The organism is Bradyrhizobium sp. RD5-C2, from assembly GCF_019972155.1.
Taxonomy (GTDB): Bacteria; Pseudomonadota; Alphaproteobacteria; order Rhizobiales; family Xanthobacteraceae; genus Bradyrhizobium.
The window spans coordinates 233,517-260,373 of sequence record NZ_BOVL01000011.1; the positions used below are offsets into that span (position 1 = coordinate 233,517).

Here is a 26,857-nt window from a genome sequence, read left to right on the forward strand (position 1 = left end):
CAAATGGGAGCGCGCTGCAGATGAACGGTCTCTTCCCGGCGGCACGATGGGTGCGGGTTGGCCTGTCGCCATACCGCAACTCTCAGGCCTTATGGACCACGATCAATCAGATCCGGCGATATCCCGATCTGTTGCGGGAGATGGTCGACCGTGACCTGAGCGCTGCGCATGCGCGGCACGGGTTTGGCGCGTTGTGGGTTTTCATTCATCCGCTCGTTGTCGTCGGAACGTACCTGCTCATCTTCGGCTTCGTGTTGGGCAGCAAGCTGTCGATCAGCACAGATTTTCCCGGCGATTTCTCTGCCTACATTCTGGCAAGCCTGGTTCCGTGGCTGATGTTGCAGGCTGCGCTGGTTCGCGGGCCCGGAGCCCTGATCGGGAGCGCAAGTCTCGTCAAGCAGGTTGTGTTCCCGATCGAGCTGCTTCCGATCGCGGCAACCATTGCCGCAACGATCCCCCATCTGCCGGCGCTTGCGCTCGTCATTGTCTACAAGGCCTATGTAGGGGGCCTCAGCTGGATGATCCTTCTGCTGCCGATCGTGTTTGTCGTTCACGCAATTCTTGCGGTCGGATTGAGCTTCGCCCTTGCTGCAGTCACGCCCTTCTTTCGCGATCTGCGCGAGATCGTCACGGTCTTCACCTCGATCGCGATGTATCTGATGCCGACGGTGTACCTGCCCGACTGGATGCCGCGTGCCCTTCGTCCATTGATCTATTCGAATCCGTTCAGTTACGTCGTCTGGGTCTACCAGGACGTTCTTTTCTTCGGTTCGTTCAAGCATCCGTACGCCTGGGCGGTTACCCTCGTATTCGCGCTGCTGAGTCTGGGGCTCGGATACCGCATGTTTGAAAAGCTGAAACCGTACTATGGCAATGCTCTCTGACAATCGAGACGCCGGCGACCTGATCGCGCTTGCCGGGTCACTGGACCCGCAATGCGCCATCCGCGTCACTGACCTGGGAAAGGCCTATCGGCTCTATCAGCAGCCGTTGGACTTCCTGAAGGAGATCATCACTGGAAAGCCCCGGCACCATGAGCATTGGGCAGTCCAGAATGTTTCCTTTGAGGTGCTGCGCGGGCGCGTGGTCGGCATCATCGGGCCGAACGGCGCAGGAAAAAGCACCCTCCTGAAGATCATTGCCGGACTGCTGGATGCCACAACTGGGCGAGTTGAAGTGGCCGGAAAGCTGTCCGCGATTCTGGAATTGGGGACCGGCTTTCATCCGGATGTGTCGGGTCGCGACAACATCGTGCTGGGCGGCATGTGCCTGGGTATGACGCGTGCGGAAATCGAGGCGAAGGTTCCCTGGATCATCGATTTCAGCGAGCTTGCCGAGGTGATCGATCAGCCGTTCCGGACCTATTCTAGCGGCATGCAGGCGCGGCTCACCTTCGCCACGGCGATCAGCGTCGATCCGGAGTTGTTCATCGTCGATGAGGCTCTCGCCGCCGGCGATACCGCCTTTGTCAACAAGTGCATGAAGCGGGTTCGTCAGATCTGCGAAAGCGGCGCCACCGTCCTGTTCGTCTCGCACTCGAGCGGGCTGATCAGCGAGCTGTGTGACGAGGCGATCTGGATCGACAAGGGGCGGGTGCTGATGCACGGCAATGCCCAGCGCGTCAGCAAGGCCTATGAGCAGAGTGTCTGGGATATCGAGGAAGCGCGCAATCTTCGGGAAACCAAGAAGCTGAGCGAGTCGATCGAGAGTACGGCCGAAACCGGAAAATACGAGCTTGGCGGCGACACCCTGCAGATCACTGCCGTCGAGGTGATCGACGTCGAAGGCAAGCCGATCGGCGTTGTCAAGAATGGGCAGCCGCTTCGCATCCGGGTATCGTGGTCGGGCTTCTCCGAGCACAAGCAGATCTACGCAAGTCTGCGGATCGATACCGCGCGCCTTCAGGCGGTGACCGGAATTGAGGGATACGACGGTGGCCTGTTCCTCGATGGAGATGATGGTCTGCCGGAACGCGGCAGCGTCATCTACGAGGTGCCCGAGCTCGCTCTTGGCGAAGGGCAATACTACATTTCTGCCGCGCTGTGCCGGCACATGCTGCCGAAGGGGGCCGAAGCCATCCTGCATTATGTAGAGAAGGCGGCGCAGTTCTCGGTGTCGCGCAATTCACTGTGGCATTTCAATTATCTGTATGATCCGAAATTCACCTGTAGTATCGAGCGAAGCTGATGACGATGACGGATGGTGATTGGCAGGAGAAGCTCGAGGCGTTCTTTGAGCTTCGCGCTCGGCAGATATCGGAGAAGCCGACGCTGGATGACCTCTGCTACGTCGCCGGTAGAAATCCGTTTCTCTGGACCGATCAGGACCTGCTTTCCGATCTGAAATCGCACATGTCGAGTCTGATGCAGCTCGACCAGAACTCTAGGGTTCTGGAGGTGGGATGCGCCGCGGGCCTTCTCGCGATGCTCGTTGCGCCGAACGTGGGCAAGTATGTGGGCGTCGATCTGGCGGAGACCCCGCTCGGCGTTGCGCGACGGCTTGAGCTCCCCAATGCCGAGTTTCATCAGGCTGCCGGGGAGAATCTGCAATTCGGCGACCGCGAGTTTGACGCTGCCTTCTGCTATGACGTGTTCTCGAACTTTCCGAAGTTTCAGACCGGCGAATTGATCATTCGAGAGATGCTTCGGGTCGTGCGCCCTGGCGGGCGCGTTCTCATCGGCTCTGTGCCCGACCGGAGCAAACTAGAACAGTCCCAGCGGATCGCGGCTCAATTGGCGGCTGGATTTGGAGCACAGCTCGCTGCTCGTCCGCCGCTGGAAACCATGGTCAAGCAACGGAAGCCCAATTCCTTGGCCAAGGTTGCGAGCTATCTTGGATTTGCCAAAGACGCGCCCGCCGCGCAGATTAAGCCGGAAATCGTGTCGTATGACTTCCTCAAGGAGGACTTCATCGATCTCGGAAAGCGCCTTCGGGTTGAGACAGAGATAGTCGACATCCACCCGCGCAATCCCTATCTCGGCACGCGCTTCAACGTCATATTTGTCGCTAAATGAAGATCGTCGGGTTTCACGACGTCGGTCGTGACCGCTGGAACGCGCTGGCGGCGTCTTCGCCCGAGGCGTGGCTGAACCACGATACGGCGTGGGTGTCGATCGAGGAACGCTTCTTTGTCGATGCCAACCTGTCGTTCGCCCTGATCGAGAACGACGACATCGTCGGTATTCAGCCGCTGTATCTGAGCGACGGGACCGGTACGCCGTTTGGCGAGCGCCTTCTGCACTCAGGGATCCATCGTCATACCGGCCTGGCAACGAGCGAGCGGATCGACCGTGGTACCAGGAAAGCCCTGCGTACAGCGGCCATGGACGAGATATTTCGACTGGCTGAGCTGTACGATGTCGATCGCATCCAGCTCAATTCCCACAATCTTGCGCCAGGCAATCGCGCGGATTCGCGTGAGGAAATTCCCTTTTGGGTGACAGACTTTGGATTCCAGCTCGGAATCGCATTCGGTCCAAATGGAATGAGCCCGTTCCCGGGTCTGTCGACGGTCAATGCCGATCAATTGGTCGATCTCGACCAGTCCGAAGACGATCTGTTTTCGAATTTGGACGAAGGGTGCCGAAGGGCGGTTCGCAAGGCGCTCAAGGCGGGTCTTACGTTCGAAGTCGCTACCGATCGCTCGGCGCTGAAGGACTACCTGCAAATCGCCGAAGAATCGGCCGTGAGGACGGGAGAGGCGCTGCCGCCGGTTTCCTACTACGAGGCGGTCCTTGACGGCTTTTTCGCGCAGGGCCGGGCGCACCTGCTCTTCGTGCGTGAACGAGACGTCCGGCTGGCCGGTTTGATCGTGCTCAGCGACAAGACGGCCGTGCACTTCATGGCCGGAGCCGCCCGATCCGATGCCTTGAAGCTTCGGCCCAACGATTTGCTGCATTGGAACGCGATGTTGTGGGCCAAGCGCGCCGGATTCCGAACCTATCGTCTGGGGCCGTGGTTTCCGGAAGTGCCGCGCGACTGGCCGATCTCGAAAGTATCGTACTTCAAGACGAAGTTCGGATCGACGTCGGTTCCGATCATTCAGGGAAGCATGTTTCGTCGCCCGGAAAGATACCGTCGGGAAATGCCCGCGTTGGAAGAGAGCCTCAGAGGCGTGGGCTACCGCGCCGCGCAGTCTTCTGTGTCCGCGCGCGCCGGTAGCGAATTTGTTGCCCACCTTCTGCGCGTTTTCGGATTTCCTGGCGCCTCCGCGTCGCCGGACGGCGGGCCTCTGGTCCTGTATCGTCCGCAGCGCGAGGACGTGAGCCGGGCGTCCGACTTTCTTGGTCGCGGCGGCTCCGTCGTTGCCGTGCTGCCGGCCGTCGGCTTTGCGAAGGCATTCGCCGTCACGTCGGAAGCGAGGGCCGTCGATTCTCCGCGGGTCCTGCAGGCCGAAATGGCGGGGCAGAAGCCCTGGAAAAGGCTGCGGACACTTCACTCGTATATGCGATTTGTGGCCGCGGAAGGCGTGCCTGTCGTCACCGATGACGAGGGGCGGGCTGCCTGGCTCGGCTTGCGTACGTCCGCGGGCGGGTCGATCATATTCGCCGGCACCGATATCGTTGCGGACCTCGTTCGGTATCGCCAGGGCGATCCTGCGGCCGCCGACAAGCGGCCTACGGATGCGATGTGGGGCTTTGCCGGGGAGCGGCCAAACTATCTCTTCGAAGGCCAGCTTGCCGGCGAGGAACCGCGGGAGCGGCATGCGGACTGGTGGTGCGAAGCCTTGTCGGACGCGCTGACGCGCGTGTGTGGTGAGAGCAGGCTTCCGATGTTGCCGAATGGGGCGCCGGGCGCGATCGTCATCACGGGCGATGACGATCAAGCCGCGCTCGATCGGTATGCCGAGCAGCTGGAAGCGCTCGGCGCGCTGCCGGTTACATATTTTCTTCATCCGCTGACCAAGCATACGCCGGAGACGTTGGCGCAACTCAACTCGCGCGGGCGCGTCGAACTGGGTCTGCATCCCGACGCGCTTGAAGAGCCGCAGAAATACGCCGAGCTCTTCTCGGAACAGGCCAACTGGTTCAAGCAACTGACGGGAGAGGACGCGCGGACCGTCCGAAACCATGGATTTCTGAACGACGGGTATTGGAAGCATGCCGAGCCATGGAATGCGCACGGCGTGAAGGGGAGTTCCAATCTGCCCGGGCTCGACGGCCGCATGCTCAACGGCTCGCTGTTACCGGCGCGACTCTTGCTCGATGACAAGCTTACCGGTCACTGGAGCATCTTGACCGCCATCGGCGACGGGATCGTGTTCGTGCACGGCTGGAATGATGATCAATCGGCGGATTGCATTTTCGGACTTGCAGACGACATCCGAAAGAGCGGCATCCCTGGAGTGATCGTCGTCAACCTGCATCCGGAGAACATCGACAAGACCCGCGGGATGCATCACGCGGTTCGCAAGGTTGTCGACGACGGATTCGTTCCCTGGACGATGAGCGAATGCCTCGCATGGTTCGAGAGCCGTCCCGAGCAGCGGCAGGCTGACGTTCGGCCGGCTTTCTCCTGGGCGCGGCTGTTGGGCCGACGGAGCAACTGAGTATGCGCCTCGGCGTTCTGTCCGATGCTCACGGGAATATCGAGGCGTTCGAGCTGGCACTGGCCATCCTGGCGGAGGCGAAGGCCGATGCGATCTACTTCCTGGGGGACGCGGTTGGGTACATTCCGGAAAAGGGCGTTGTCAGCGCGCTTCGGTCGGGCGGCATCCACATCGTGAGAGGAAATCACGACGACATGCTCGTCCGGCAGACGACGGCTGCGGACCGTGAGGCGATCTATCGTCATCGCGAGACGTTTGCGCTGCTGAGCAACGATGAGCGCGACTTTGTCGGGAGCTGGCCGTCGAAACTGACCGTCCGCGATGAGCGTGGAACGATCCTGTTTGTTCACGGCAGCCCGAAGGACCCGCTGGAGGGCTACGTCTATCCGGACAGCAGCCTGTCGGACTATGCGGAGACCGACGCAGACGTCGTCTTCATGGGACACACGCATCATCCCTTTGTGCGGCGGCACGCGGACAAGCTCTTTGTCAATGTCGGGAGTTGCGGCCTTCCGCGAGGAAATGACCTTCGGGGATCGGTCTGCATCTTCGATCAAGCCGAGCGCACCGCAGAGATCATCCGCTTCGATATCTCGGGTCCCTGCCGTCGAGTCCTGTCGCGTTACCCGCTTGCGCCCCCGGTCGCTTCTTTGCTTGAGAGGTGCGCCGATTTCAAAGCGAATGAGGTGCAATCTTGAAGAGTAGACGCGCAAAGGTTCTGCTGACGGGGATCGGTGGCGGCGGTCACGGCGAGCAGATACTCAAGGCTCTCCGGTTGGGCGAGCTCGAGTACGACATCGTTGGCACGGACGTGAGCGATCTGTGTGCCAACCGGAACCTCGTCAACAAATTCGTGCAATTGCCGCGGGCGAGCCACCCCGCGTATCTGGATGAGCTTCGATCGCTGGCCCACTCGGAAAAATGTGTTGCGGTCTTTCATGGGTCCGAACCCGAGATGGCTGTTCTGAGCCGGGCACGATCCGCGCTTGAGGCTGACGGCCTGTACGTGCCGGTGAATCCACCGACCGTTCTGGAGGTTTGTCAGGACAAGACGAAAACGATGGCCCACCTGGCCTCGTGCGGATTGTCGGCGCCTAGCTTCATGGAAGTGCGCGATCTGTCGGACCTCGACCAATGGGAGACCCTGCCGGCAATCCTCAAGCCGTCGGTCGGCGGCGGCGGGTCGGCCAATGTCTTCATCGTTCAGTCGCGCGAGGAACTGCTGGCCTTCTCGCGCTATCTGCTTGCGACGTCTGAAGCCTTCATCATCCAGGAATACATCGGAACCTCGGACGACGAATATACGGTCGGCGTGCTGTTCGGTGCGGATGGCGCCCTCCTCAATTCGATTGCGATCAGGCGGGTCATCAACAACGCCCTGACGATCCGTACTCAGGTCCCCAACCGGTCGGGGCGTGCCGATCTCGGATCGCGGCTTGTGATCTCGACCGGCATTTCGCAGGGACATATTGCCGACTGGCCTGATGTGCGAAGCGCGTGCGAGAAAATCGCCGGCTCGCTTTCACCGAGAGCTCCGATCAACGTGCAGTGCCGTGTCGTGGACGGGGCCGTCGTTCCGTTTGAGATCAATCCCCGATTTTCGGGAACGACCTCGTTGAGGGCAATGGCTGGATACAACGAGCCGGACATTCTCGTTCGAAGAGATGTCTACGGCGAGAACATTCCGGTGCGATTTCCATACAAGGAAATGACGATCCTGCGGGGCTTGCAAGAGCATTCGATTGGCTAAGTGAGCGTTCTGAACTCGACAGGCGGCAGCGGATCAACAAGGAGTGAGCTTATGACAGCGCAATGTCCGGTATGCGAATCGACGCAGCTAGGTGATATCTATCCGTCCTTCTCCGGGACCTGCATCACATCAGACATGATGGTGCTTCGCGAGGCATCCCTCGACAATCGGCTGTGCAAGGAATGCGGCCTCATCTTCAACGCTGGCGGGACGCGGGGGCGGGCCGAAGCCTTCTATAAGGACAGCTACAATCTGATGATGAAGAGCCCGGACGCGGCCATCCAGAGCTTCTCGGGTCCGGCTCCCATCTCTCAAGCGGAACGCACGCACCAGATCCTGAGGGAAATGACCAATCTGCCGGCCGACGGATCGGTGCTGGAGATTGGTGCCGGAAAGGGCGACTTCCTGGGACATTTTGTTGAAGAATCTCCCGACTGGCGCGCGGCGGCATTCGAACCGAGCTCGGCATTCGACGTGCTGCAGAAGAGATTTCCCTCCGCCCTGCTTCGACGCTGCGACTACAAGGATTTCGACGCTGAGGCGGCGAGCTTCGATCTGATCGTCGCCTTGGGCGTCCTGGAGCATGTCGAGAATCCGCTCGACATGTTGAAGTGGGCGCACAGGCACCTCAAGGAGGCGGGCCTCTTCTATATTCGCGTTCCCAACTTTGCGAAGAATCCGAACGATCTGTTTTGCGCAGACCACCTTTCGAAGCTCACCCTCTATACATTGGAATCGCTCGCGCACGCCGCCGGATTTGATGTGGTGTCCTCGAAAGAGGCAGGTGTGCCGATCTTTGTTCTCCTGAGGAAGATTGCTGCGCCGAAGCCTCACACGGCGAACGTGGCAGAACTCAATCGACACACAGTTGATCAGAACGCGACCGTGGCCAAGGTTGCGATGGATGCGATCGATCGGTGCCGCAAAGCAGCCGATGCGTCCGGCGAGCCATTCGCCATTTTCGGCTTGGGGTCGTCGGGCTTGTTTGCGCCGTTCTACCTCGGCTTCGACGCCGGGAAGATCGCGGCCTATCTCGATGAAAATCGTTCCACGTGGGGAAGCGGCTTGAACGGACGTCCGGTGGGCGGTCTCGACAAGATCAAGGAACTGGGGATCCGGCACGTGGCGCTGGCGATCAGCCCGGTCTATTTCGATCAAGTGAAGGCGAAGCTGGCACCTTACGGCGTGGAAGTGTATTCGGCCTGAGGTCAGGTCAAAGACCTTTCCCTCAACTCCCCGCCGGATTCCAGGCATCGAGAGTAGCGATCCAATGAACATCACAGAACCGAGTTTCGACGAAGCTGAAATTGCGTTGCTGCGAGAGTGCCTCGACTCGAAATGGGTCACGCAGGGGCCGCTCACGGAACGATTCGAGCGGCTCATCGCAGAGAAGCATGACGTCAAGCATGCCCTTGCGTGCACGTCCTGCACCGCCGCACTGCATCTGGCGACCATGGCCCTGAAGCTCGGGCCGGGAGACGAAGTGATCGTGCCCGCTTTCACCTGGGTCACGAGCGCGCACTCGGCTGAATACGTCGGTGCGAAGCCCGTCTTCGTCGATGTCGATCTGTCGACCTACAATATCGATCCGGAACGGCTGGAAGCCGCGATTACGCCACGCACGAAGGCCATCATCGCGGTCCACCTGTTCGGCCTTGCCGCCCCGATGGACGAGATCCTGGCCATTGCGCGGCCGCGTGGCATTCAGGTGATCGAAGACGCCGCATGCGCGATCGGCACGACCTACAAGGGCAGGTTGGTTGGCGCGATTGGCGACATCGGCTGCTTTTCGTTCCACCCGCGTAAGGCAGTCACGACGGGTGAGGGCGGCGCCGTAACCACCAACCGCGATGATCTTGCGGAACGCGTGCGGTCGCAGCGCAACCACGGCTCGACCGGCGCTCCGGATCCGTCGATCGAGCCTCACGGCCCGTGGACGATGGCGACGTTTGACAATCTCGGCTTCAACTTGCGCTTGTCCGACATCCAGGCCGCGGTCGGCGTGGCGCAAATGGGCAAGCTCGAGCGGCTGCTGGCAGAACGCCGGCGTCTCGGCCATCGCTATTCCGAGTTGCTCGCCGGGAACAATTCGATTGTGCGACCGCTCGGCGGCGACGTCGATGGACACGCATTCCAATCCTACGTCATTCGTATCGTTGACGGACATCGCGAGCGCCGCAACGCGGTGATGTCTGCGCTGGCTGCCGCGGGAATTCAGACCCGACCGGGCACGCATGCGGTGCATCGGCTCGGCTACTACAAGAACAAATATGGCCTGCGCCCCGAGCAGTTTCCGAACGCGGCACTCGCGGAGGACACGACAATCACATTGCCGATCTTTCCGAACATGACGGAGGAAGATCAGCGCCGGGTGGTTGATTGCATCAATCGAGCCAGCGCTTGAGACAAGTGCGGAACGCAGCCGGTGTCTTCGAAGCTATTTCGGTCGGTTCGCTACGCTTTGGGGGGCTCGCGTTTTGCCAGGCTCTCCCAGCTTGCGCGAACGAACCATAATTTTGGCGCAGCCGTTGCTGCGCTGTCCCCGACACCGCAACGGAGACGCATAGATCAGGCGATTTTCGAGAATGTGAACCGGGTTGCCGCCGAGGGCGATTACGAACTCCTCACGTCCATGCTGGATGCGCTGCGACCATTTCTAAATCCCGATCAAACCCCTGATGCGCGCGACTTCTGGGATGCTCTGGTGGCCGATTGTCGGGTGATCGCTGCCGATCGGCTGCTGCGAGGCGAGATGAACGCGCTCTGGGGGGTTACGCCGATCGTCAATCTGACCGCGGGCGTTGCGGCAGATCGCGCTCTCGGTGTGAACGCTCGCTCGCTGGTGTTCACCACCTACCATACGTCTTCGAACTTTGACGTCGTATGCTCGGAAATTCAAGCGCGCCTCGTGACTGAACGTGGCGGGGACTGGGTCCTGCTTCGATGGCTGATGCTGATCTGGGCCATCGCCAATTTCGATTTCTTTCATCTCTACAATGATCGCGGCATCATTGAGCCGGCCGGCGGCTATGGCAGTCCGCGCTTTGGAATCGCGGTGCGCGAGATGGAAATATATCGTCAGGCCGGCAAGCGGCTTTATACCTACGCATACGGCGCTGACCACAGGACGCGCGAGAAGAACCTCGCGCTTGGAAAATGGAACTTCTGCTCCGAATGTCCTGATCCGGGTGTCTATTGTGTCTGCGACGATGTCGGCGGCGCCGCCATGCTCAAGGTCATCAGAGGATACTCGACAGCCGTGGTGGCGCACGGGCTGGCCATGAAGCTCATTCCGGGTGCTCGAAATGTGCCGTATCTGACGGTCGATGTGAGTAAATTCTCTCCCCGGCGATCCTGGTCGCAAAGCGATGGAAAGCTGGTTGTGGGCCACTTTCCGAACCACGGCTATTTCAAGGGGACGAAGTATCTCGAAGGCGCAATCCAGTCCCTGCAGGCTGAAGGTCATGCGGTCGAGCTCCTGCTCCTGAGCGGAAAGCCGCACCATGAAATACTGGAGGCGATGCAGAAGATCGACATTCTTGTCGACCAGCTCATCAGCGGATCCTTCGGCTTGACTGCCGTTGAGGCAATGGCATCAGGCTGTCCTGTCGTCTGCTACCTGCACGATGGCGTAGCGGTCGCCGATCGCGAAAGCTGCCCGGTCATTGAAGCAAATCCGGATACGATCAAGGACGTCTTGCATCAGCTCATTTCGGACCGGACGCGGCTTTCCAAAGCCGGAGCAGTGGGCCCTGAATATGTCCGGAAGAACTACTCTGTAGAGGCGCTCGGAACGCATTTGGCGGATCTATATTTGGAGACCGCAGATCTACCAAGGGCGCTGAAGGCAAGACTCGCCGAACGCGCGAAGTCGCTGAACTCGTGATGCCGTCAAAGCGATCCCTGCTCGAAAACTGGAACGGGTCTTGCAGACTCGTTACTCGTGCGCGGGACGCCTAAGCCAGTGTCAATTCCCTACGTCGAAACCGGCCTCGAGAGTCAGGTGAAGCAAAGCGACTCAACGCAGGCGATTGAAGCGGAAAACGCGCGCGCGTTGCGCTTGATCGACGACTTCCAGCGAAAAATGGGCCGGCCGCTTCGCGTTCTTCATATCGGCAACATCGCCAACAACGCCTACAACAACGCCCGCATTCAGCGGAAGCTGGGCATCCACGCCGACGTGCTGTGCTACAACTACTACCACATCATGGGGTGCCCGGAGTGGGAGGACGGCGCGCTGCAGGAGGGGTCCTCGGCGCTCGGGCAGGATCATTTCAGGCCGGATTGGTGGGCGACAAGCCTGAAGGGATGGAAGCGGCCCCGTTGGTTTGTTCAGGGCCCATCCGCGCTTTGCATCGAATACCTTCGCGCCCGGAACGCGGGTTGGAGATCCACGGCATATTTGAAATGGTTGGAACTGGAGTTGACCGCCCTTCAGGACGCTCGTTCCGGCGACGACAAAGGCTTCCTCGCCAAATATGTTCCTCGGCATCTGCGATTCCTGCTCTGGCTCAGCGGACCGGGGCGGTCCTGGTATCGGAACAGGCAACCTCTCAGCCTGTACAGAATATGGCTTGGAACGTTCGTCGCAAACGGCGTGCTCGGACGTGAATCCAGCACGGGTCAATTCAAGACGAACTGGCTCGACAGAATCTCGGCTGCTGCATGGTTGAAGATTGCGCGACGGGGTCCGCAAGCTGACGCGGAGGCGCGCTCCGCCCTCAGTGCGTTGCGGGAGGATGTTCGCTGGCTGCGCACCGGCGGGATTCGCGAGAGGTCGTCTGCGCTTGCCCGCTCGCTGACCCTCAGCTTCCTGGCGCTGCTGGAGCGCGTCATGCTCAAGTTCATTCCGGTCTCGGAAACCGGCTGCGTGGCGCGATCGATGTCCGATCCCGTCACGCGAGCACGGGAAATCGAGACGTTGCTGGATGAAATCAGGAGCGATCCCGCCGAGCTCGATGGTCAGTCACTTAGTTATCGCGAGGAGTATGTAACGATACATCCAAAGCCCTTCGAGGATGTCCTCTTGTACTATGACATCATCCAGGGATATGCGATCGACGGCCTGATACCGATGATGAACGGCGTCAAGAATTTCTGCTGCTATGAGCATGGAACGCTGCGCGAAATTCCGTTCGAGAACAATCTGACCGGGTTGATCTGTCGGATCTCGTTTCAGCGCGCGCCCGCGGTGTTCGTAACCAATTCGGACGTGCTGCCCTCGGTCCAGCGGTTGGGACTAAATAAAGATAGGGTGGTCTACCTCCCGCACGCGTTTGATAATCACAAGCTGCGCGCATTCCGCGATGCGCACCCTGAACTAAGTCCCCCGACGGGTGGACCTGTGATTTTCTTTAGTCCCTCGCGGCATCATTGGAAGCGGGGAAATTCATCCTGGCTGAAGGGCAACGACGTGATGATCCGCGCCGCGGCCGAAGTCGCGCGCGAAACGAGAAACTTCAAGCTCGTATTCGTCGAATGGGGTCAAGAGGTTGCAGACAGCAAGGATTTGATCGGGGAACTCGGCCTTTCCGAGCTGGTTGAATGGATCCCGACCATGTCCAAACGGGAGCTATGGCAGCGCTACTGCGTATCGCATGCCGTGGTTGACCAATTCGTTGTTCCTGCTCTCGGGGGCGTCGGGTTCGAGACAATGGCGCTGGGCGTCCGGTTGATTTCAGCCATCGACCAGCAACAGACAGCCATGTTTTTCGGCCAAGAGCCGCCGTTGCTCGCGGCCGGTAGCATCGCGGAATGCGCTGCGCGAATCCGGGAGGTCATCCAGGATCCCCTTGATGCCCAAGGCCGAGGCCAGGCTGCCTCTCAATGGATGTCGACCTACCATTCCGCGGAAAGAATAGTTGCTCTCCAGTGCAAGGCGTATAGCAATTTGCTGGTGGGTCAGTGGTGATGGCGTTTCCCGCAGCACCGATGCAGATTTTCTAGAGTTGCCACAGAATGATGCTTAAGCAGATCTCATCCTTGATCAAGCAGTATCCTCCCGTTTTTCGCGCGTTGCGGCCGGTATTCTATTTCCTTTTTGGCCGGTGGAATGCGCTGGTCTCAGGGCTTGTGATCCGTCGTGCGCAGTTCGCGCAGGCTCGAATCCCGAAGATGTCCGCTGCGGGTGATGCTACGTCGCGCAATAGGCAGATTGGCAGATCTGCCTCTGGTCGCGAGGTGGTGATGCTTGTCGTCTCCGATCTACGCGTGGACCCGAGAGTTGAACGAGAAGCCCGTGCCCTCGGCGCCGCCGGATATGACGTGACGGTGATCTGTCCCGAACCTACGAAAGGGGCAGGGGCAACCTTCAATCTTGATTGGGGACCGCGCGTTCATATTCAGCATGCCGATTGGACGGCTGCGACGTTCATGAGCGAGCAGCCGGGCTACTTTGCGGAACAGCTTTACCTGGAAGCGGTGAAGCGGAAGCCATTTGCGTTCCATGCGCATGATCTCTCCACCGCCTACGCCGCGATGGCGGCTGCAAAGTACCGAGGCGCGCACCTTGTGGTCGATTTCCACGAGTGGTTTTCGGAGAATGTTCATTGGGATACGAAGCAGTCCGCCTGGGCGCCGTATCCTCCCGAGTGGAAGCGGACGCTTCAGGAGTTGGAAGTTCGTTGTCTTAACGAGGCGTCCGCCACGATCACTGTATGTGACTCGATTGCGGACGCAATGAAGGCGGAACTCGGCGGTAGCCGTCCCGTCGTGGTCCGCAACATTCCCGATATCGCGGTCACGCCGTCGCGTGAGTATCTGCCGCTGAAGCAGCAACTGGGGCTACCGGAATCGACGTTCGTTCTGCTGTGGCAGGGGGGAACCGGCCCGACGCGCCTGATCGAGCCGATTATTGAAGCCCTTGCCTATGCACCTGATTGTGTTTTCGTCATTCGGGGGCCGTCTCTGGATCTGTTTGGCCCCAACTATCTGGAATTGGCGCAGCGCAGCGGCGTGGAGGGCAGGGTCCTGCTTGCTCCGCCGGTGCCATCGAAGGACGTTGTTGCGGCCGCCCGAGGGGCAGATGCCGGGATCTGGACGTTGCCGGCCCTGTGCCGCAACTTCACCTTTGCGCTTCCCAACAAGATCTTTGAGTACCTCGCCGCCGATCTTCCCGTCCTCGTTGCGCACTACGCCGAGGCGAAGCGTCTCGTCGTGGAGAACGAGGTCGGGTTGACGTTTGATCCTTACGATCCGCGTTCCATCGCTGAATCGATCAACCGCATGGTTCAGGATAAGGCGCTCCGGGCGGCCTTCACCGCCAATACGCGGAAGACCCTCGCAAAGCTGGATGCAAAGTCGGAGTGGCGGAAGGTCGTTTCGCTCTACGACAGCTTTTCGCCGAAAAAGCCGCCGCAACGCGGATACACGCAATGAGAGATCGACTGAGATCGCTCGCGCGGCTCGTATTGCCGCTGAGCGTTCGAAGGTGGATGCTAACGACCTGGTCGATTGCGAGATCGCCGGGTGGGTGGACAATCGTCTGCCGCAAACTGCGGGCGCTGCCGCGGAAGCTTCTCGGCCTGGTCGCGACTGCACTTTCGATTGTCGTTCTGAACCTCGCGATTTGGCTCGCTCCGGCAGTTGGAGCCGTGCGCCTGCGGCGCGGAGAGCCCAGGAGCTTGTGGGGTGTAACACCGATCCTGACCCTGCAGCTCAAGGCCAGGGCAGATCGGGCGCTCGGCTTTCGATCGACCTCTCTTGTCTACGTCACCTACGTCATAACGTCTCGCTTCGATCTGAATCTCCAACGGCCTTACGTCCTGGCAGTGAAGTTTGGCCTGGGGCTCGCGTTCCAGCGTTTGGTGCTCGCGTGGGCCCTGGTTCGGTATGATGTGTTTCACTTCTTCGCCGACCGCGGGTTGCTCGATTCGACCGAGCGTTTGCAGATCAATTCCGAGGAGCTTGCCGCTCTGCGGCGGGCCGGCAAGCGGGTCTATGTTTATGCGTACGGTGCCGATGTTCGTACCAGGCTTGCGACCCTGGCCCTCGGCAGATGGAATTTCTGCGTCGACTGCACGGAGCCGCCCAAATATTGCACCTGTCACGACGCAGAGGCTCAACACTATGTTTCCGAGTTGACCAAGTCCGTAACGGCCCTGGTCTCGCTCGGCGACATGCTGACCTACATGCCTGAGGCAAAACATATCAATTACTGGCCGTTGGATCTGGATCGGTTCAATGCAGTTCTCCCGGATACCCCGCCATCCGGTCCCCTTCGCATCGCTCACGCGCCAAACCACACGCACTTCAAGGGCTCGAAATACCTGGAGCGGACGATCGACAGGCTGAAGGTGCAGGGATACGACATCGAATACTGCAAGGTACAAGGCGTTCCCAACAGCGAGGTTCTCGCGCTGTTCGCCCAGTCCGACATCGTGGCGGATCAGTTTATCGGCGGTGCTTACGGCTACACCGCGCTCGAGGCGATGGCGCTCGGCAAGCCGGTCCTGAGCTTCGTGCGAAGTCCGGATCTGGTCGAGGCGCCGGACGAATGCCCGATCATCAACGCAACGCCGGATGAACTTGAGCAGGCATTGCTGTGGGTGATCCGCAATCGGGATAGCCTTCGTACGATCGGCGAGCAGGGCCGGCGCTACGTCGAGCGATGGCACGGCATATCGGCGATCGCTGCGCGGCTTGGACAGCTCTATCGGGACACGGCAAACTTTCCGCCTGCTGTCGTCGATCGCATTCGGCGCCAGCAGGAGCAGGAGGAAGCCCGGCGCAGCACTATTCCCCTGGTGAGGAATTGGCAGCATCCATTCCTGATCGCGAGGCAGCCTGTTACGGAAGGTCTCGGTGCGCTCGCCGGGACGTCACCCCGATGATCGGGTCGCTAGGGCATCTCCGGTGACATCGGTCGACACGCCAGGCGTAATCGCGCACGCGCCGCCGCCACAAGGGCTCGATTGGCATCGGCGCTTCCAGGAACAGCATGGGCGAGCGCTGCGCGTGCTGCACCTCGGCAACATCGCGAACAACGCATTCAACAATGCCAGGATCCAGCGCCAGCACGGCATCGACGCCTATGTCATTGCCTACGAAAACTACCACATCATGGCTTCCCCGGAATGGGAGGAGGCGACGTTTGAGGGAGATCTCGGAGATCCATTCTTTCCGGACTGGACCGGGGTCGATCTCGGAGGTTACCAGCGGCCGCGATGGTTTGCCTCTGGACCCCTGAATTTGTGTTGCGCAATGATCGGCGCTGAAGTTGGCGGGCAGCCGGAGCTTGCCGAGGAATTCCGACGCTCGCTGGATCGGGCCCGGCAGTCCGTGTGTTCGCAGCGAGCGTCTGCCCGCGTGATCCGTCTTGGCCAGAAAATAAGGCGGAGGATCCGTCGCTCCCCCGCAATGGCGCGCGACATCATCATGCGACGCGTTCTGGCAAAGGATGACCCGGAGCAGCAGCGGCTCGTTGATGTCTGGCGGCAAGGGCGTGCGCCGGGTTCTCCGCCGAGCGCCGCGGACTTCGGCAGCTACCGCGCGCGGCTCGCGCCGCTGACGGGCCTGCTGGATCAGTTTGACGTCATCCAGGCCTACGCCACCGACGGTGCCTGGCCGCTGCTCGCTCACCGCCCCTATTTTGCATATGAGCATGGAACGTTGCGCGCAATCCCGTTTCAGGACGACGGCCTCGGGCGGCTCACCGCCACGGTATTCCTCGGAGCCGACCATGTCTTCGTCACCAACATCGATTGCGTGCCTGCCGCACGACGGCTTGGCGTGCCGCCGGATCGGATCACGCCGCTTCCGCATGCGTTCGACGATACGAAGCTCGTTGAATTCGGGGCGAGAAACAGCGCGATCAGGCCGCCCGACGACCAGGTCGTTGTCTTTCATCCGACCCGACAGGATTGGCGGGATGCGGACCCCAGCCTGGTGAAGGGCAATGACCGGTTGATCCGCGCCTTCGCGCGCGTTGCGCAGCAGGCGCCGGCGCTGCGTCTTGCGATGATCGCCTGGGGACGCGACCTTGACGCCTCGCGGGAGCTCATACGAAGTCTGGGGCTCGACGATAAGGTGCAGTGGCTTGCGCCGATGCGCAAACCGGAATTGTGGAGGACGTATCTCCGCAGCCACGCTGTGCTGGATCAGTTCGTTTTGCCATCGTTCGGTGGAATTACCTTTGAGGCGCTCGCGCTTGGCAGGCGCGTCATCACCAACGTGGATTCGGGGACGACCGAAGAGTTCTTTTCCGAAGCGCCTCCCACTTTGTCGGCATCGACGGAGAGTGAGATCGCCGAGGCGCTTCGCAAGATCGTCGCGGATCAGGATGACCGGCATGGGCTCGGTGCTGCCGGAGCAGCCTGGATCCAGAAGTATCATTCCGCGGCGAGAATCGTCGAGTTGCAGTTGGCAGCGTATCGACGGCAGATCGAATCCGTTCGGACCTGAACCGCCATTGCGATGCATGACAGCGACGCGCACAGATCGTTACATTCGCTCAGCAAGATGAAAATCCTTCACGGTCCCTTCAATATCGGCAATCAGCCCTGGTCACTCTCGCGTGCCGAGCGCCGGCGCGGAAACACGAGCGACCTGGTCATCCGAAGCGGAACCTGGTTTCGATACCCGGCCGACAAGGTTCTGTATGACGACACGGCAACTGACTTTCAGAAGGTGGCCCGCAGCGCGTGGTTCGGGTTGTCAGCGCTGCTGCGCTACGACGTGCTGCACTACTATTTTGGAACGACGTTCCTGTATCCAGGCTATGCGTTCGAGGGCATAGGCCGGATGGGGCCGCTGCTAAACCGGCTCGTGACGATCGATCTCCAGCTGGCCAAGGGGTTGGGCAAGAAGCGGTTCATGACCCTGCAGGGCTGCGACGCAAGGCTGGCGGGCGAGGGCAACCGGCGAAACGCGTGGACGATGTGCGCCAGCGGGCGTTGCTCCGCCTATGAAACTTGCGTCACGTCGCTGGATGCGCGCCGGTCCCGCCTGATCGATCGCGTGCTTCCGCTGTTTGACCGCGTGTTCTATCTCAATCCGGAGCTGGGGCACGTCGTTCCGGGAGGCCAGTTCCTGCCTTACGCCAACGTGGAGATCGGTCATTTCACTCCCCAGTATCCCCGCGCTGAAGGCAGGCCGAGAATTGTCCACGCGCCGAGCGATCCGAGTATCAAGGGCACTCAGATGATACTCGATGCGCTGGAGCGGCTGAAATCCCGGTTCGACTTCGAGCTGATCCTGGTCGAAAAGAAAACCCATGAGGAGGCGATGGCCATTTACAGGTCCGCCGATCTTGCCATTGACCAGGTGCTTGCGGGTTGGTACGGCGGCTTTGCCGTCGAGATGATGGCTATGGGAAAGCCGGTGGTAGGCTACATCAGGGAAAGCGACCTGCAGTTCGTCCCGCAGGCCATGCGGGATGATCTTGCGATCTTGAACGTCGATCCCGGGCGGCTCACGGAAGATCTCGCGGCCATTCTCGAACGTCGCGCCGAGTGGACGGAGCTGGGGAAGCGGGCTCGTCGCTATGTCGAGCGATGGCATGATCCTGATCATATTGCCGGGGCGATGATCGAAGCCTATCGCAGCCCTGACAGTAAGTTCGTGCTGGCGCCGGCGGGCGCCGAGGTCGAGTAGATCCAGATGTGTGGCATTGCTGGCATTTTGCATTTTGGCGCCTGTCCGGACGCGAGCGTCCGGATACGGAATATGGCGGCCAGTATCGAGCACCGCGGCCCTGACGACGGTGGATTCCATGTGACGGCGGACGTCGCATTGGGCTTCCGCAGGCTCGCGATTGTCGACCTGGCCACCGGCAACCAGCCCATGAGCAACGAAGATGCAACCGTATGGGTGGTCTTCAACGGAGAGATCTACAATCACCGCGAGCTGAGAAAAGAGCTCGAGGCCGCCGGGCACGTTTTTGCGACCGACCATTCGGACACCGAGGTTCTGGTTCACGGCTGGGAGCAGTGGAAGGACAGACTGTTCAACAAGCTGAACGGCATGTTCGCCTGCGCCATCTGGGACGAAAACCAGCGTGAGCTGGTGATCGCCCGCGACCGATACGGGATCAAGCCGGTCTACGTCGCGGAGTTGCCCGGCAAGGGCCTCGTGTTTGGCTCGGAAGTGCGTGCGCTGCACGCCAGCGGATTGGTGAACAAGCAGTTCGATGCATCAGCGACGCTGGAGTATTTCACGCTGATGAATAATTGGGGAGGGCGCACGCCATTCAGGGGCGTCCGTCTCCTCAAGCCCGGTACGTTCGAGCGATTTACGGCGAGCGGGAGCTCGAGCGGCACCTATTGGGCTGCCTCTTACCATCGCAAATACGCGCCAGGTCTGGCGCGGGCTTCGGGCGAATTCGGCGAAATATTGCAGGCGGCGTTGCGCAGGCAGCTGGCTGCGGACGTGCCTGTCATGGCGTATCTGTCGGGCGGGATCGACAGTTCGGCGATCACGGCGGGTGCGCACCAGATCGATCCGGTCGTGCGCGCGTATTCGTGCATCTTCGATCTTGAGAATGTCGGTGTCGACAAGTTCGTCGACGAGCGCGAGTTCTCCCGTGAGGTCGCAAAGCAGCTCAACATCGAGCGTGTCGAGCTCATGGTGCCGCAGGATGCCTTGGCGCGTCATCTCGATGCAACCGTTGGCGCGATTGAATATCCTCGCATGGGAATGGCCTATGTGAACTATCTGATCGCGCAGCGGGTCGCTCAGGACGCCAAGGTCGTCCTGTCGGGCACGGGCGGCGACGAAGTCACCGGAGGGTATGTCGGCAGATACGCCATCGTGCCGAGGGCGGCTCCGGCTTCCCTGATGCAGCGTGTGATGCAGCGGTTTCGCGCCGCGGCGGGAGATCCGGCAGCCTCGCGGGATCCGTTTGCCCTCTACCGGGCCAGCCTCAACGTCCCGGTATCGGCCGACAAGATCGGCGATGCCTTTACGCCGGAATTTCTGCGCGCCGCAGGTGGTTTCGATCCGCTCGCTGCGATCGGAGATGCGATCGGGTCGGTTCCGTCGCGGGATCCCTGGGACGCCGTCATGCACGTCGACTTGACGACCTATCTTCCAGGTCTTCTGTTGCTGGAAGACAAGCTGTCCATGGCGCATTCCCTTGAGACCAGGGTGCCGCTTCTGGATAACGAGCTGGTCGACTATCTGCTCGGCGTGGATTGGGGCCTGCTGTCCGACGGCTCCACGGGCAAGATCCTGTTTCGCGAAGCCGTCCGGCCGCTGGTCCCCGACACCATTTACCGGAAACCGAAGATGGGATTTGGTCCTCCGGACGCGTCTTGGTACAGAGGGATTCTGCGCTCATGGATCGAGGAGCAACTCCCGGAATCCCGCATTAGGCAGCGGGGCGTATTCCAACACGATTTCGTACGCCGGATTCTGGACGAGCATTTCGAGCAAAAGGCAAACCATGTCGCGTTGATCTGGTGTTTGCTCAGCTTCGAGTCCTGGTGCAAGCAACATGGTGCCTATGGCGGCGCCCTCCATTAGTTGCAGTTGTAGGAGCTAGATTTATGCGAACCGTTGCGTCTTCACGTCTCCGTCCGAACGGAATGGAGCTTCAGCTAGAGGCTTTCACGCAACAGGATGGCCAGGTCATCGAAGGCGTGCTTCGGACGCCCGATGCATCGCTATGGTATCCGATTTTGCACGGGGTTCCCTGCTTCCTGAGCGGCCCGATGCAGCCTGACCTGACCGATTTCTGTTCACGCTACGGCTTGCCGAAGCCGGCGACCGCGCAGAGCCGGCCGGAAGCCCATGAGCAGGCCAAGACAAATCAGACCTTCTCGGACAAGTGGCGCCGCTTCAAGCAGTATGGGCTGCAACCCGAGCACAAGGAATTCCTGTTCGGTTGGTATTGCAAGAAGCTCGGGCTGCCCGATCTGGACGCCTTGAAGGCTTTCTACCGGTCCAAGCAGCGCGTGCTCGAGGTCGGTCCGGGGTCGGGCTTCAACACGAGGTTCATCGCCGAGAACTGTCCGGGCGAGGTGTTCGCGCTCGACGTTTCTGATGCAGCGTTGACGACGTTCGAGAACACTCGTGATCTCGAGAATTGCTCGGTCGTCCAGGCCGATTTGATGGAAGCTCCTTTCCCCGATGACACGTTCGACTTCATCATCGCGGACGGAGTGCTGCATCACACGCCCAACACCAGGGCGGCGGTGGAGGCCCTGTACCGCAAGGTCAGGCCCGGCGGCCAGTTCTTCTTCTACGTCTATCGGAAGATGGGCGCCGTGCGCGTCTTCGCCGACGACCATGTCCGCCAGAATTTCATGCCGCTCTCCGCGGAGGAATGCTACGCGGCGTGCGAAGGGATCACGGAGTTGGGCCGGGAGCTTTCCCGGCTGAATGCCACGATCACGCTTGAGAAGCCGATCCCGGTGCTCGGGATTCCCGCAGGAACGCACAACGTCCAGCGATTGCTGTACTATAATTTCCTGAAATGCTTCTGGAATGAGGCGTTCGACTATGAAACAAACAACATGGTCAACTTCGATTGGTATCATCCGCACAACGCCTGGCAGCACAGTGACGACGAGGTTGCGGGCTGGATGAAGGAGCTCGGAGTGAAGGATTATGCCTTCAATGACTCCAATCCGAACGGGATTTCAGTCTTGCTGACGAAGCCAACGGTCTGACACGCGCATGCGGATATTATTGACGGGCTGTAGCGGTTTCGTCGGCTCTGCTCTCGGCCCTCGGTTGGTGGCTGAGGGGCATGAGCTTTTCTGCGTCTGCCGGCCGGGCACGTCGGTTGCCTTCGGAACGAAGGTGGTTTGGGATGGAGCGGCTTCGATCGAAGCTTCGAGCTTCCCCAAGACGATCGATGCGGTTGTTCATGCCGCTCAGTCGCGACGTTATCGCGACTTCCCCGCGGATTCGCGCGAGATGTTCGACGTCAACGTCGGCATGACGATGCGATTGCTGGATTGGGCGGCGCAGGCCGCGGTCAAGCACTTTTGCCTACTCTCGTCAGGCGCGGTCTATGAGCCGTTCGCGGCAGCGCTGAGAGAGGACGCCGGCCTGGCGCCCCCCGGCTTCCTCGGCGCGAGCAAGTTTGCTTCCGAAGTCGTTGCGAAGCCGTTCTCCAGCATTTTTTCCCTGAGCATTCTGCGGTTGTTCTTTCCGTACGGACCGGGCCAGCGCGACCGGCTCATTCCGCAATTGGTACGCAGGATCCAGGACGGCGGGGCGATCCAGCTCTCCGGTGGCACGGAGGGGATCCGCCTCGCTCCCACCTATATCGACGACATCGTCGAAGTCGTCCTTGCGAGCATTGCGTCGTCCTGGACGGATACGCTCAACGTAGCTGCCTCCGAGACGCTCTCGATCCGACAGATCTCGAACACGATAGGTCAGCAGCTCGGTATCGAACCGAAGTTCGAGTTCGTGAACCCGAACACTCCCTCCGTCGACATTGTTCCTGATCTGAGCCGCCTTGCATCTCGTTTGGACTTGCGACGCTTTGTGCAGTTCAAGGAAGGAATCCAAAGGACGATCTCGGCGAGCCCTGTCGGTGCATCGGATCATCGCCTGGCTGAATCGCAACACCGTTAGTAGAGCCCATGACGCTGAAGATACTGACCATCGTTGGTGCCCGGCCGCAGTTCATCAAAGCCGCGGCCGTCAGTCGCGCGATCCGGGAGACCGACGGGCTTTCGGAAGTGATGGTGCATACCGGCCAGCATTTCGATCCGAACATGTCCGACGTCTTCTTCGAAGAGCTCGACATTCCCAAACCGCGACATCATCTCGACATCAACGGCGGCGGCCATGGCGACATGACGGGACGCATGCTAATGGCGATCGAGCCGATCCTGCTCGAGGAAAAGCCCGACTGGGTGGTCGTCTACGGCGACACCAATTCGACGCTGGCCGGCGCTCTTGCGGCGTCGAAGCTGCACATTCCGGTCGCGCATGTCGAGGCGGGACTTCGATCGTTCAACCGCCGCATGCCGGAGGAGATCAACCGGGTCGTGACCGACCATCTCTCCGCGCTGCAGCTCTGTCCGACGACGACCGCTGTCACCAATCTGGCCGCCGAAGGCGTCACGGCCGGCGTCCATCACGTCGGGGACGTGATGTACGATGCGACCCTGTTCGTGACCGACAAGGCAGAGAAGAGCTCGGCAATATTGAGTAATCTCGGGCTGGCCTCGAAGACATATGCGCTCGCGACGATCCATCGCGCCGAGAACACCGGCGATCGGCAGCAGCTTCTCGCGGTCGTGCAGTTCCTGCAGGATCAGTCGCGCAAATTTCCCGTTGTCCTCCCGCTGCACCCACGCACCCGACAGGCTGCGTTGGCGATGGGGGTCGATCTGGATGGCTTGAAGGTCATCGATCCAGTCGGCTACCTCGATATGGCGAAGCTTCTGCACAACGCCCTCGAAGTCTATACGGACTCGGGAGGGGTGCAGAAGGAGGCCTATTTCCATCGTGTGCCGTGCATCACGCTGCGCGACGAGACCGAGTGGACGGAGACCATCACGCACGGGTGGAACCGGCTCTGGAAGCAGCCGGCGCAGGCCGTTCGGCGCGATATCGACGAGTATGGGACCGGTCGCGCCGCCTACGATGTCGCGCGCCTGTTGAGCTCGGGCGGCCCGCGGTAGCCTTGCCGCCGGGAATTTGACCAGGCGCTCCGTCCGGAGCTGCCGCCAGTTGTGGCAAGTGCTCCCATTCGGTTTCCTGCCGCGGCGCTTGAGGAGGCCTCCAGCAGGCCTTCCAGGGTTGTGGCTTTGCCGCTATGGCGCTATCAGAGGCCCAGTTAGATGGTTTTCAGGCCGATTGTCCGTAACAACCCCGTACGAGTGATGAAATGAATTCCGAATTGATCGCGAAGCTCAACGACAGAACGGCCAAGATCGGCATCGTCGGTTTGGGCTATGTCGGCCTGCCTCTGATGCTTCGCTATTGCGAGGTCGGCTACAAGGTGATCGGCTTTGATATCGACCAGACCAAGGTCGACGCGCTTCGCGCCGGCCGCTCCTATATCGAGCATATCTCGAGCGCCAGCATCAAGAATGCGACGGAGCTTGGGTTCGAGCCGACGACCGATTTCTCGCGCGCCCGCGAGGTCGATGCGCTGATCCTTTGCGTTCCGACGCCGCTCAACAAGTACCGCGAGCCCGATCTCAGCTTCGTGCTGAACACCACGGAGTCGCTGCTGCCGTATCTCCACCAGGGAATGGTGATGTCGCTGGAAAGCACCACCTATCCCGGTACGACCGAGGAGGAACTGAAGCCGCGCATCGAAAAGTGCGGCTTCACCGTCGGCAAGGACGTCTTCCTCGTCTTCTCGCCGGAACGCGAAGATCCCGGCAACCAGAATTTCACCACGCGTTCGATCCCGAAAGTCTGCGGCGGCTGCACGCCGGCATGTCTCGAGGCCGGCATCGCGCTCTATCGTCAGGTGATCGACAAGGTCGTTCCGGTGAGCTCGACGCAGGCCGCCGAGCTGACGAAGCTCCTGGAGAATATCCATCGCTCGGTGAACATCGGTCTCGTCAACGAGATGAAGATGGTTGCCGACAAGATGGGGATCGACATTCACGAGGTGATCCGCGCGGCGGCAACCAAGCCGTTCGGCTTCGTTCCGTACTACCCCGGTCCCGGCATCGGCGGTCACTGCATTCCGATCGACCCGTTCTACCTGACGTGGAAAGCGCGGGAATACGGCATGCACACACGCTTCATCGAGCTCGCCGGAGAGATCAATTCCTCGATGCCGGACTACGTGGTGTCAAAGATCTCGCTGGCGCTCAATCAGAGGCACAAGTCGATCAGCGGCAGCTCGATCCTGGTTCTCGGCATCGCCTACAAGAAGAATGTCGACGACGTCCGCGAATCGCCGTCGGTGGCGCTGATGGAGCGGCTTCGCGATCTCGGCGCCAAGGTGTCCTACAGCGATCCGCACGTCCCCGCGTTCCCGAAGATGCGGGCGCATTCGTTCGATCTGTCGAGCGTCGCGCTCACCGAGGGCAGTTTGCGGCAATTCGATTGCGTCCTGCTTGCGACCGACCACGACAAGTTCGACTATCAACTGCTCGGCGCGCACGCGCCGCTGCTGGTCGATTGCCGTGGAAAGTTTCCTCAGCCGGCGGATAATATCATTCGCGCCTAGGCGACCGCGCAGGCGCTCGCCCAGAACCGAAGCTCTAGGCGGCCTCAGCATTTGATCGACGGTCGCTTACCGCGGCCGTCGAGGCTGCCGTCTGGTCGAAGGCCGACCGCGGCGCAATGTACCAGAGCAGGAAGAGCAGCCCGGTGCCGTTCGTGAGCAGGGCTGTCGAAAGCGGCACGTTAAGAAGAACTTGCGGAAGAAGGCCCGCGGATAGCAGCACGAATTGCGGCGGCAACCCGGACGAGAGGCGATTGCCGAGGGCAATGATCAGGCCGCAGCCCAGCGCGGACACCGGGGCGAGCACGAGGCCGACCGAAGCGATGCCTTCGGTGGCAAACAGCGAAGCGTTGAAAGCACCGAGATCATAGGACCTGGCCATGACGGCCCATATCGGCTCGTTGTAGGCGCACGCGACCACAAGCTTCACGGCGTTGATCTGGCAGAAATGGGTCAGCGGATGTGCCGAGAAGTAGTTGTTGTAGATTTCGAGGGCGAGCGACGGGATCGCAACCATCCTGGTGTTGACGGTGCCGAAATAGACCAGTCCGGGGGTCAGTGGAAACAAGTCGGTCTTGACCAGCACGAACAGGATCATGCCGATCAGGACCGGCAGGAAAAACGACAGGATCGTTGCAACCCTGGCCTCTACCAGCTTGCAGACGAGCGCGAGAAACAGCAGCCAGACCGGCGCGAACAGCGCCATCTTGGTCAGCATGATTGGGTAGATCAGGAGCATCAGAACGAGCGCGATCCCGGCCTGCCAGAACCGCTTGCTGGTGACGAAGCAGGCAAAGGCGAGCGGCAACAGGGCGTTTGAGACGATCCAGACCGCATATCGCAGGATGCCCGGCAGCGCGACCTCCGCGCGATATTTGTACATCTCGTTGAGATCGACCAGCTTGAGGTTGTAGAGGGCGCCGATGCCGATGATCGCAGCCGAGGCGATCAGGATGGCGGAAGGCATCATGTGAAAGGCGCGGGCCGGCATGACGACGACCTGCCGCATTGGCGAGGTAATAAACAGCGTGGGGACAAGGAAGGCGAACGCCGAAAGCACGATCGAGATGAGCGCCAGGCGGTGATCATAGTCGAGCAGCGAGAACTCGATCAGCCAGAGATATCCCAGAACCATGATGTAGAAGTAGAAGCCGACGAGATAGCCGAAGCTGAAGCGGCTGAATGCGAACAGGATGACGACGGGACTGAATACCAGAACGTTCAGGATTGCCGATGTCAGGTGCGATTTGTCGAAGCCGATGACGCCGGGGAAGGAATCCGTGATCGTGATGCAGTACAGCGAAATGCAGCAAATCGCGACGTGCGCATAGGCGAGCAGGGCAAGCCTGGCTTGGCGCCGGCCCAAATCCGGCTCCAGTTGCATGACGCGATGGTTCATTCTCATTTGCCGCCGTACCGGGCCATGCGTTTGGACTGTCTCGTTGGTGATCGTATTCGGGCAGGC

The 26,857-nt window shown here is 60.4% G+C and carries 20 protein-coding genes; 19 read left to right on the forward strand and 1 reads right to left on the reverse strand.

The window, feature by feature from the left end:
* Nucleotides 1-20 precede the first annotated feature (20 nt).
* The 19 genes from BraRD5C2_RS13870 (at nt 21) to BraRD5C2_RS13960 (ending at nt 25,395) form a co-directional block, all read left to right on the forward strand.
* Nucleotides 21-884, forward strand: coding sequence for an ABC transporter permease (locus BraRD5C2_RS13870; protein WP_223969165.1), 864 nt, complete (start codon nt 21-23; stop codon nt 882-884).
* Nucleotides 874-2,187 (forward strand): ABC transporter ATP-binding protein, encoded by a 1,314-nt coding sequence (locus tag BraRD5C2_RS13875; protein ID WP_223969166.1) that lies wholly within the window; start codon nt 874-876, stop codon nt 2,185-2,187. Before BraRD5C2_RS13870 ends, BraRD5C2_RS13875 begins: the two co-directional genes overlap by 11 nt.
* The gene (locus BraRD5C2_RS13880; RefSeq protein ID WP_223969167.1) at nt 2,187-3,014 is read left to right on the forward strand and encodes a class I SAM-dependent methyltransferase; all 828 of its coding nucleotides are present in this window, start codon (nt 2,187-2,189) and stop codon (nt 3,012-3,014) included. The genes BraRD5C2_RS13875 and BraRD5C2_RS13880 overlap by 1 nt, the downstream gene beginning before the upstream one ends.
* The gene (locus tag BraRD5C2_RS13885) at nt 3,011-5,548 is read left to right on the forward strand and encodes a GNAT family N-acetyltransferase (RefSeq protein WP_223969168.1); all 2,538 of its coding nucleotides are present in this window, start codon (nt 3,011-3,013) and stop codon (nt 5,546-5,548) included. Before BraRD5C2_RS13880 ends, BraRD5C2_RS13885 begins: the two co-directional genes overlap by 4 nt.
* Nucleotides 5,549-5,550: 2 nt before the next feature.
* On the forward strand, nt 5,551-6,246 hold the full coding sequence (locus BraRD5C2_RS13890) for a metallophosphoesterase family protein (protein WP_223969169.1): 696 nt from the start codon (nt 5,551-5,553) through the stop codon (nt 6,244-6,246).
* The gene (locus BraRD5C2_RS13895) at nt 6,243-7,298 is read left to right on the forward strand and encodes an ATP-grasp domain-containing protein (protein WP_223969170.1); all 1,056 of its coding nucleotides are present in this window, start codon (nt 6,243-6,245) and stop codon (nt 7,296-7,298) included. Before BraRD5C2_RS13890 ends, BraRD5C2_RS13895 begins: the two co-directional genes overlap by 4 nt.
* A gap of 51 nt (nt 7,299-7,349) precedes the next feature.
* The gene (locus tag BraRD5C2_RS13900; RefSeq protein ID WP_223969171.1) at nt 7,350-8,504 is read left to right on the forward strand and encodes a class I SAM-dependent methyltransferase; all 1,155 of its coding nucleotides are present in this window, start codon (nt 7,350-7,352) and stop codon (nt 8,502-8,504) included.
* A 64-nt stretch (nt 8,505-8,568) separates the two neighbouring features.
* Nucleotides 8,569-9,702, forward strand: coding sequence for a DegT/DnrJ/EryC1/StrS family aminotransferase (locus BraRD5C2_RS13905; protein ID WP_223969172.1), 1,134 nt, complete (start codon nt 8,569-8,571; stop codon nt 9,700-9,702).
* 21 nt (nt 9,703-9,723) lie between these two features.
* On the forward strand, nt 9,724-11,184 hold the full coding sequence (locus BraRD5C2_RS13910; protein WP_223969173.1) for a glycosyltransferase: 1,461 nt from the start codon (nt 9,724-9,726) through the stop codon (nt 11,182-11,184).
* A gap of 78 nt (nt 11,185-11,262) precedes the next feature.
* Nucleotides 11,263-13,209 (forward strand): glycosyltransferase, encoded by a 1,947-nt coding sequence (locus BraRD5C2_RS13915; RefSeq protein ID WP_223969175.1) that lies wholly within the window; start codon nt 11,263-11,265, stop codon nt 13,207-13,209.
* A gap of 47 nt (nt 13,210-13,256) precedes the next feature.
* On the forward strand, nt 13,257-14,675 hold the full coding sequence (locus tag BraRD5C2_RS13920) for a glycosyltransferase family 4 protein (protein ID WP_223969177.1): 1,419 nt from the start codon (nt 13,257-13,259) through the stop codon (nt 14,673-14,675).
* The gene (locus BraRD5C2_RS13925) at nt 14,672-16,129 is read left to right on the forward strand and encodes a glycosyltransferase (protein WP_223969179.1); all 1,458 of its coding nucleotides are present in this window, start codon (nt 14,672-14,674) and stop codon (nt 16,127-16,129) included. The genes BraRD5C2_RS13920 and BraRD5C2_RS13925 overlap by 4 nt, the downstream gene beginning before the upstream one ends.
* Before the next feature lie 22 nt (nt 16,130-16,151).
* Nucleotides 16,152-17,699, forward strand: coding sequence for a glycosyltransferase family 4 protein (locus BraRD5C2_RS13930; protein ID WP_223969180.1), 1,548 nt, complete (start codon nt 16,152-16,154; stop codon nt 17,697-17,699).
* 12 nt (nt 17,700-17,711) lie between these two features.
* Nucleotides 17,712-18,890, forward strand: coding sequence for a glycosyltransferase (locus BraRD5C2_RS13935; RefSeq protein WP_223969182.1), 1,179 nt, complete (start codon nt 17,712-17,714; stop codon nt 18,888-18,890).
* A 6-nt stretch (nt 18,891-18,896) separates the two neighbouring features.
* Nucleotides 18,897-20,759 (forward strand): asparagine synthase (glutamine-hydrolyzing), encoded by a 1,863-nt coding sequence (gene asnB, locus BraRD5C2_RS13940; RefSeq protein ID WP_223969184.1) that lies wholly within the window; start codon nt 18,897-18,899, stop codon nt 20,757-20,759.
* Nucleotides 20,720-21,907 carry a class I SAM-dependent methyltransferase gene (locus BraRD5C2_RS13945; RefSeq protein ID WP_223969185.1) on the forward strand — a complete coding sequence of 396 codons (1,188 nt, stop codon included), beginning with the start codon at nt 20,720-20,722 and terminating at the stop codon, nt 21,905-21,907. The genes asnB and BraRD5C2_RS13945 overlap by 40 nt, the downstream gene beginning before the upstream one ends.
* 7 nt (nt 21,908-21,914) lie before the next feature.
* Nucleotides 21,915-22,826 carry an NAD-dependent epimerase/dehydratase family protein gene (locus BraRD5C2_RS13950; protein ID WP_223969187.1) on the forward strand — a complete coding sequence of 304 codons (912 nt, stop codon included), beginning with the start codon at nt 21,915-21,917 and terminating at the stop codon, nt 22,824-22,826.
* 8 nt (nt 22,827-22,834) lie between these two features.
* Nucleotides 22,835-23,884: a non-hydrolyzing UDP-N-acetylglucosamine 2-epimerase gene (gene wecB / locus BraRD5C2_RS13955; protein ID WP_263009976.1), complete on the forward strand. Its 1,050-nt coding sequence runs from the start codon at nt 22,835-22,837 to the stop codon at nt 23,882-23,884.
* A gap of 206 nt (nt 23,885-24,090) precedes the next feature.
* On the forward strand, nt 24,091-25,395 hold the full coding sequence (locus BraRD5C2_RS13960) for a nucleotide sugar dehydrogenase (RefSeq protein WP_223969189.1): 1,305 nt from the start codon (nt 24,091-24,093) through the stop codon (nt 25,393-25,395).
* Nucleotides 25,396-25,429: 34 nt separating this feature from the next.
* Here the strand turns inward: BraRD5C2_RS13960 and BraRD5C2_RS13965 are convergent, their stop codons facing one another.
* Complete coding sequence (locus BraRD5C2_RS13965) at nt 25,430-26,791, reverse strand: hypothetical protein (RefSeq protein ID WP_223969190.1); 1,362 nt, start codon at nt 26,789-26,791, stop codon at nt 25,430-25,432.
* Nucleotides 26,792-26,857: the final 66 nt, after the last annotated feature.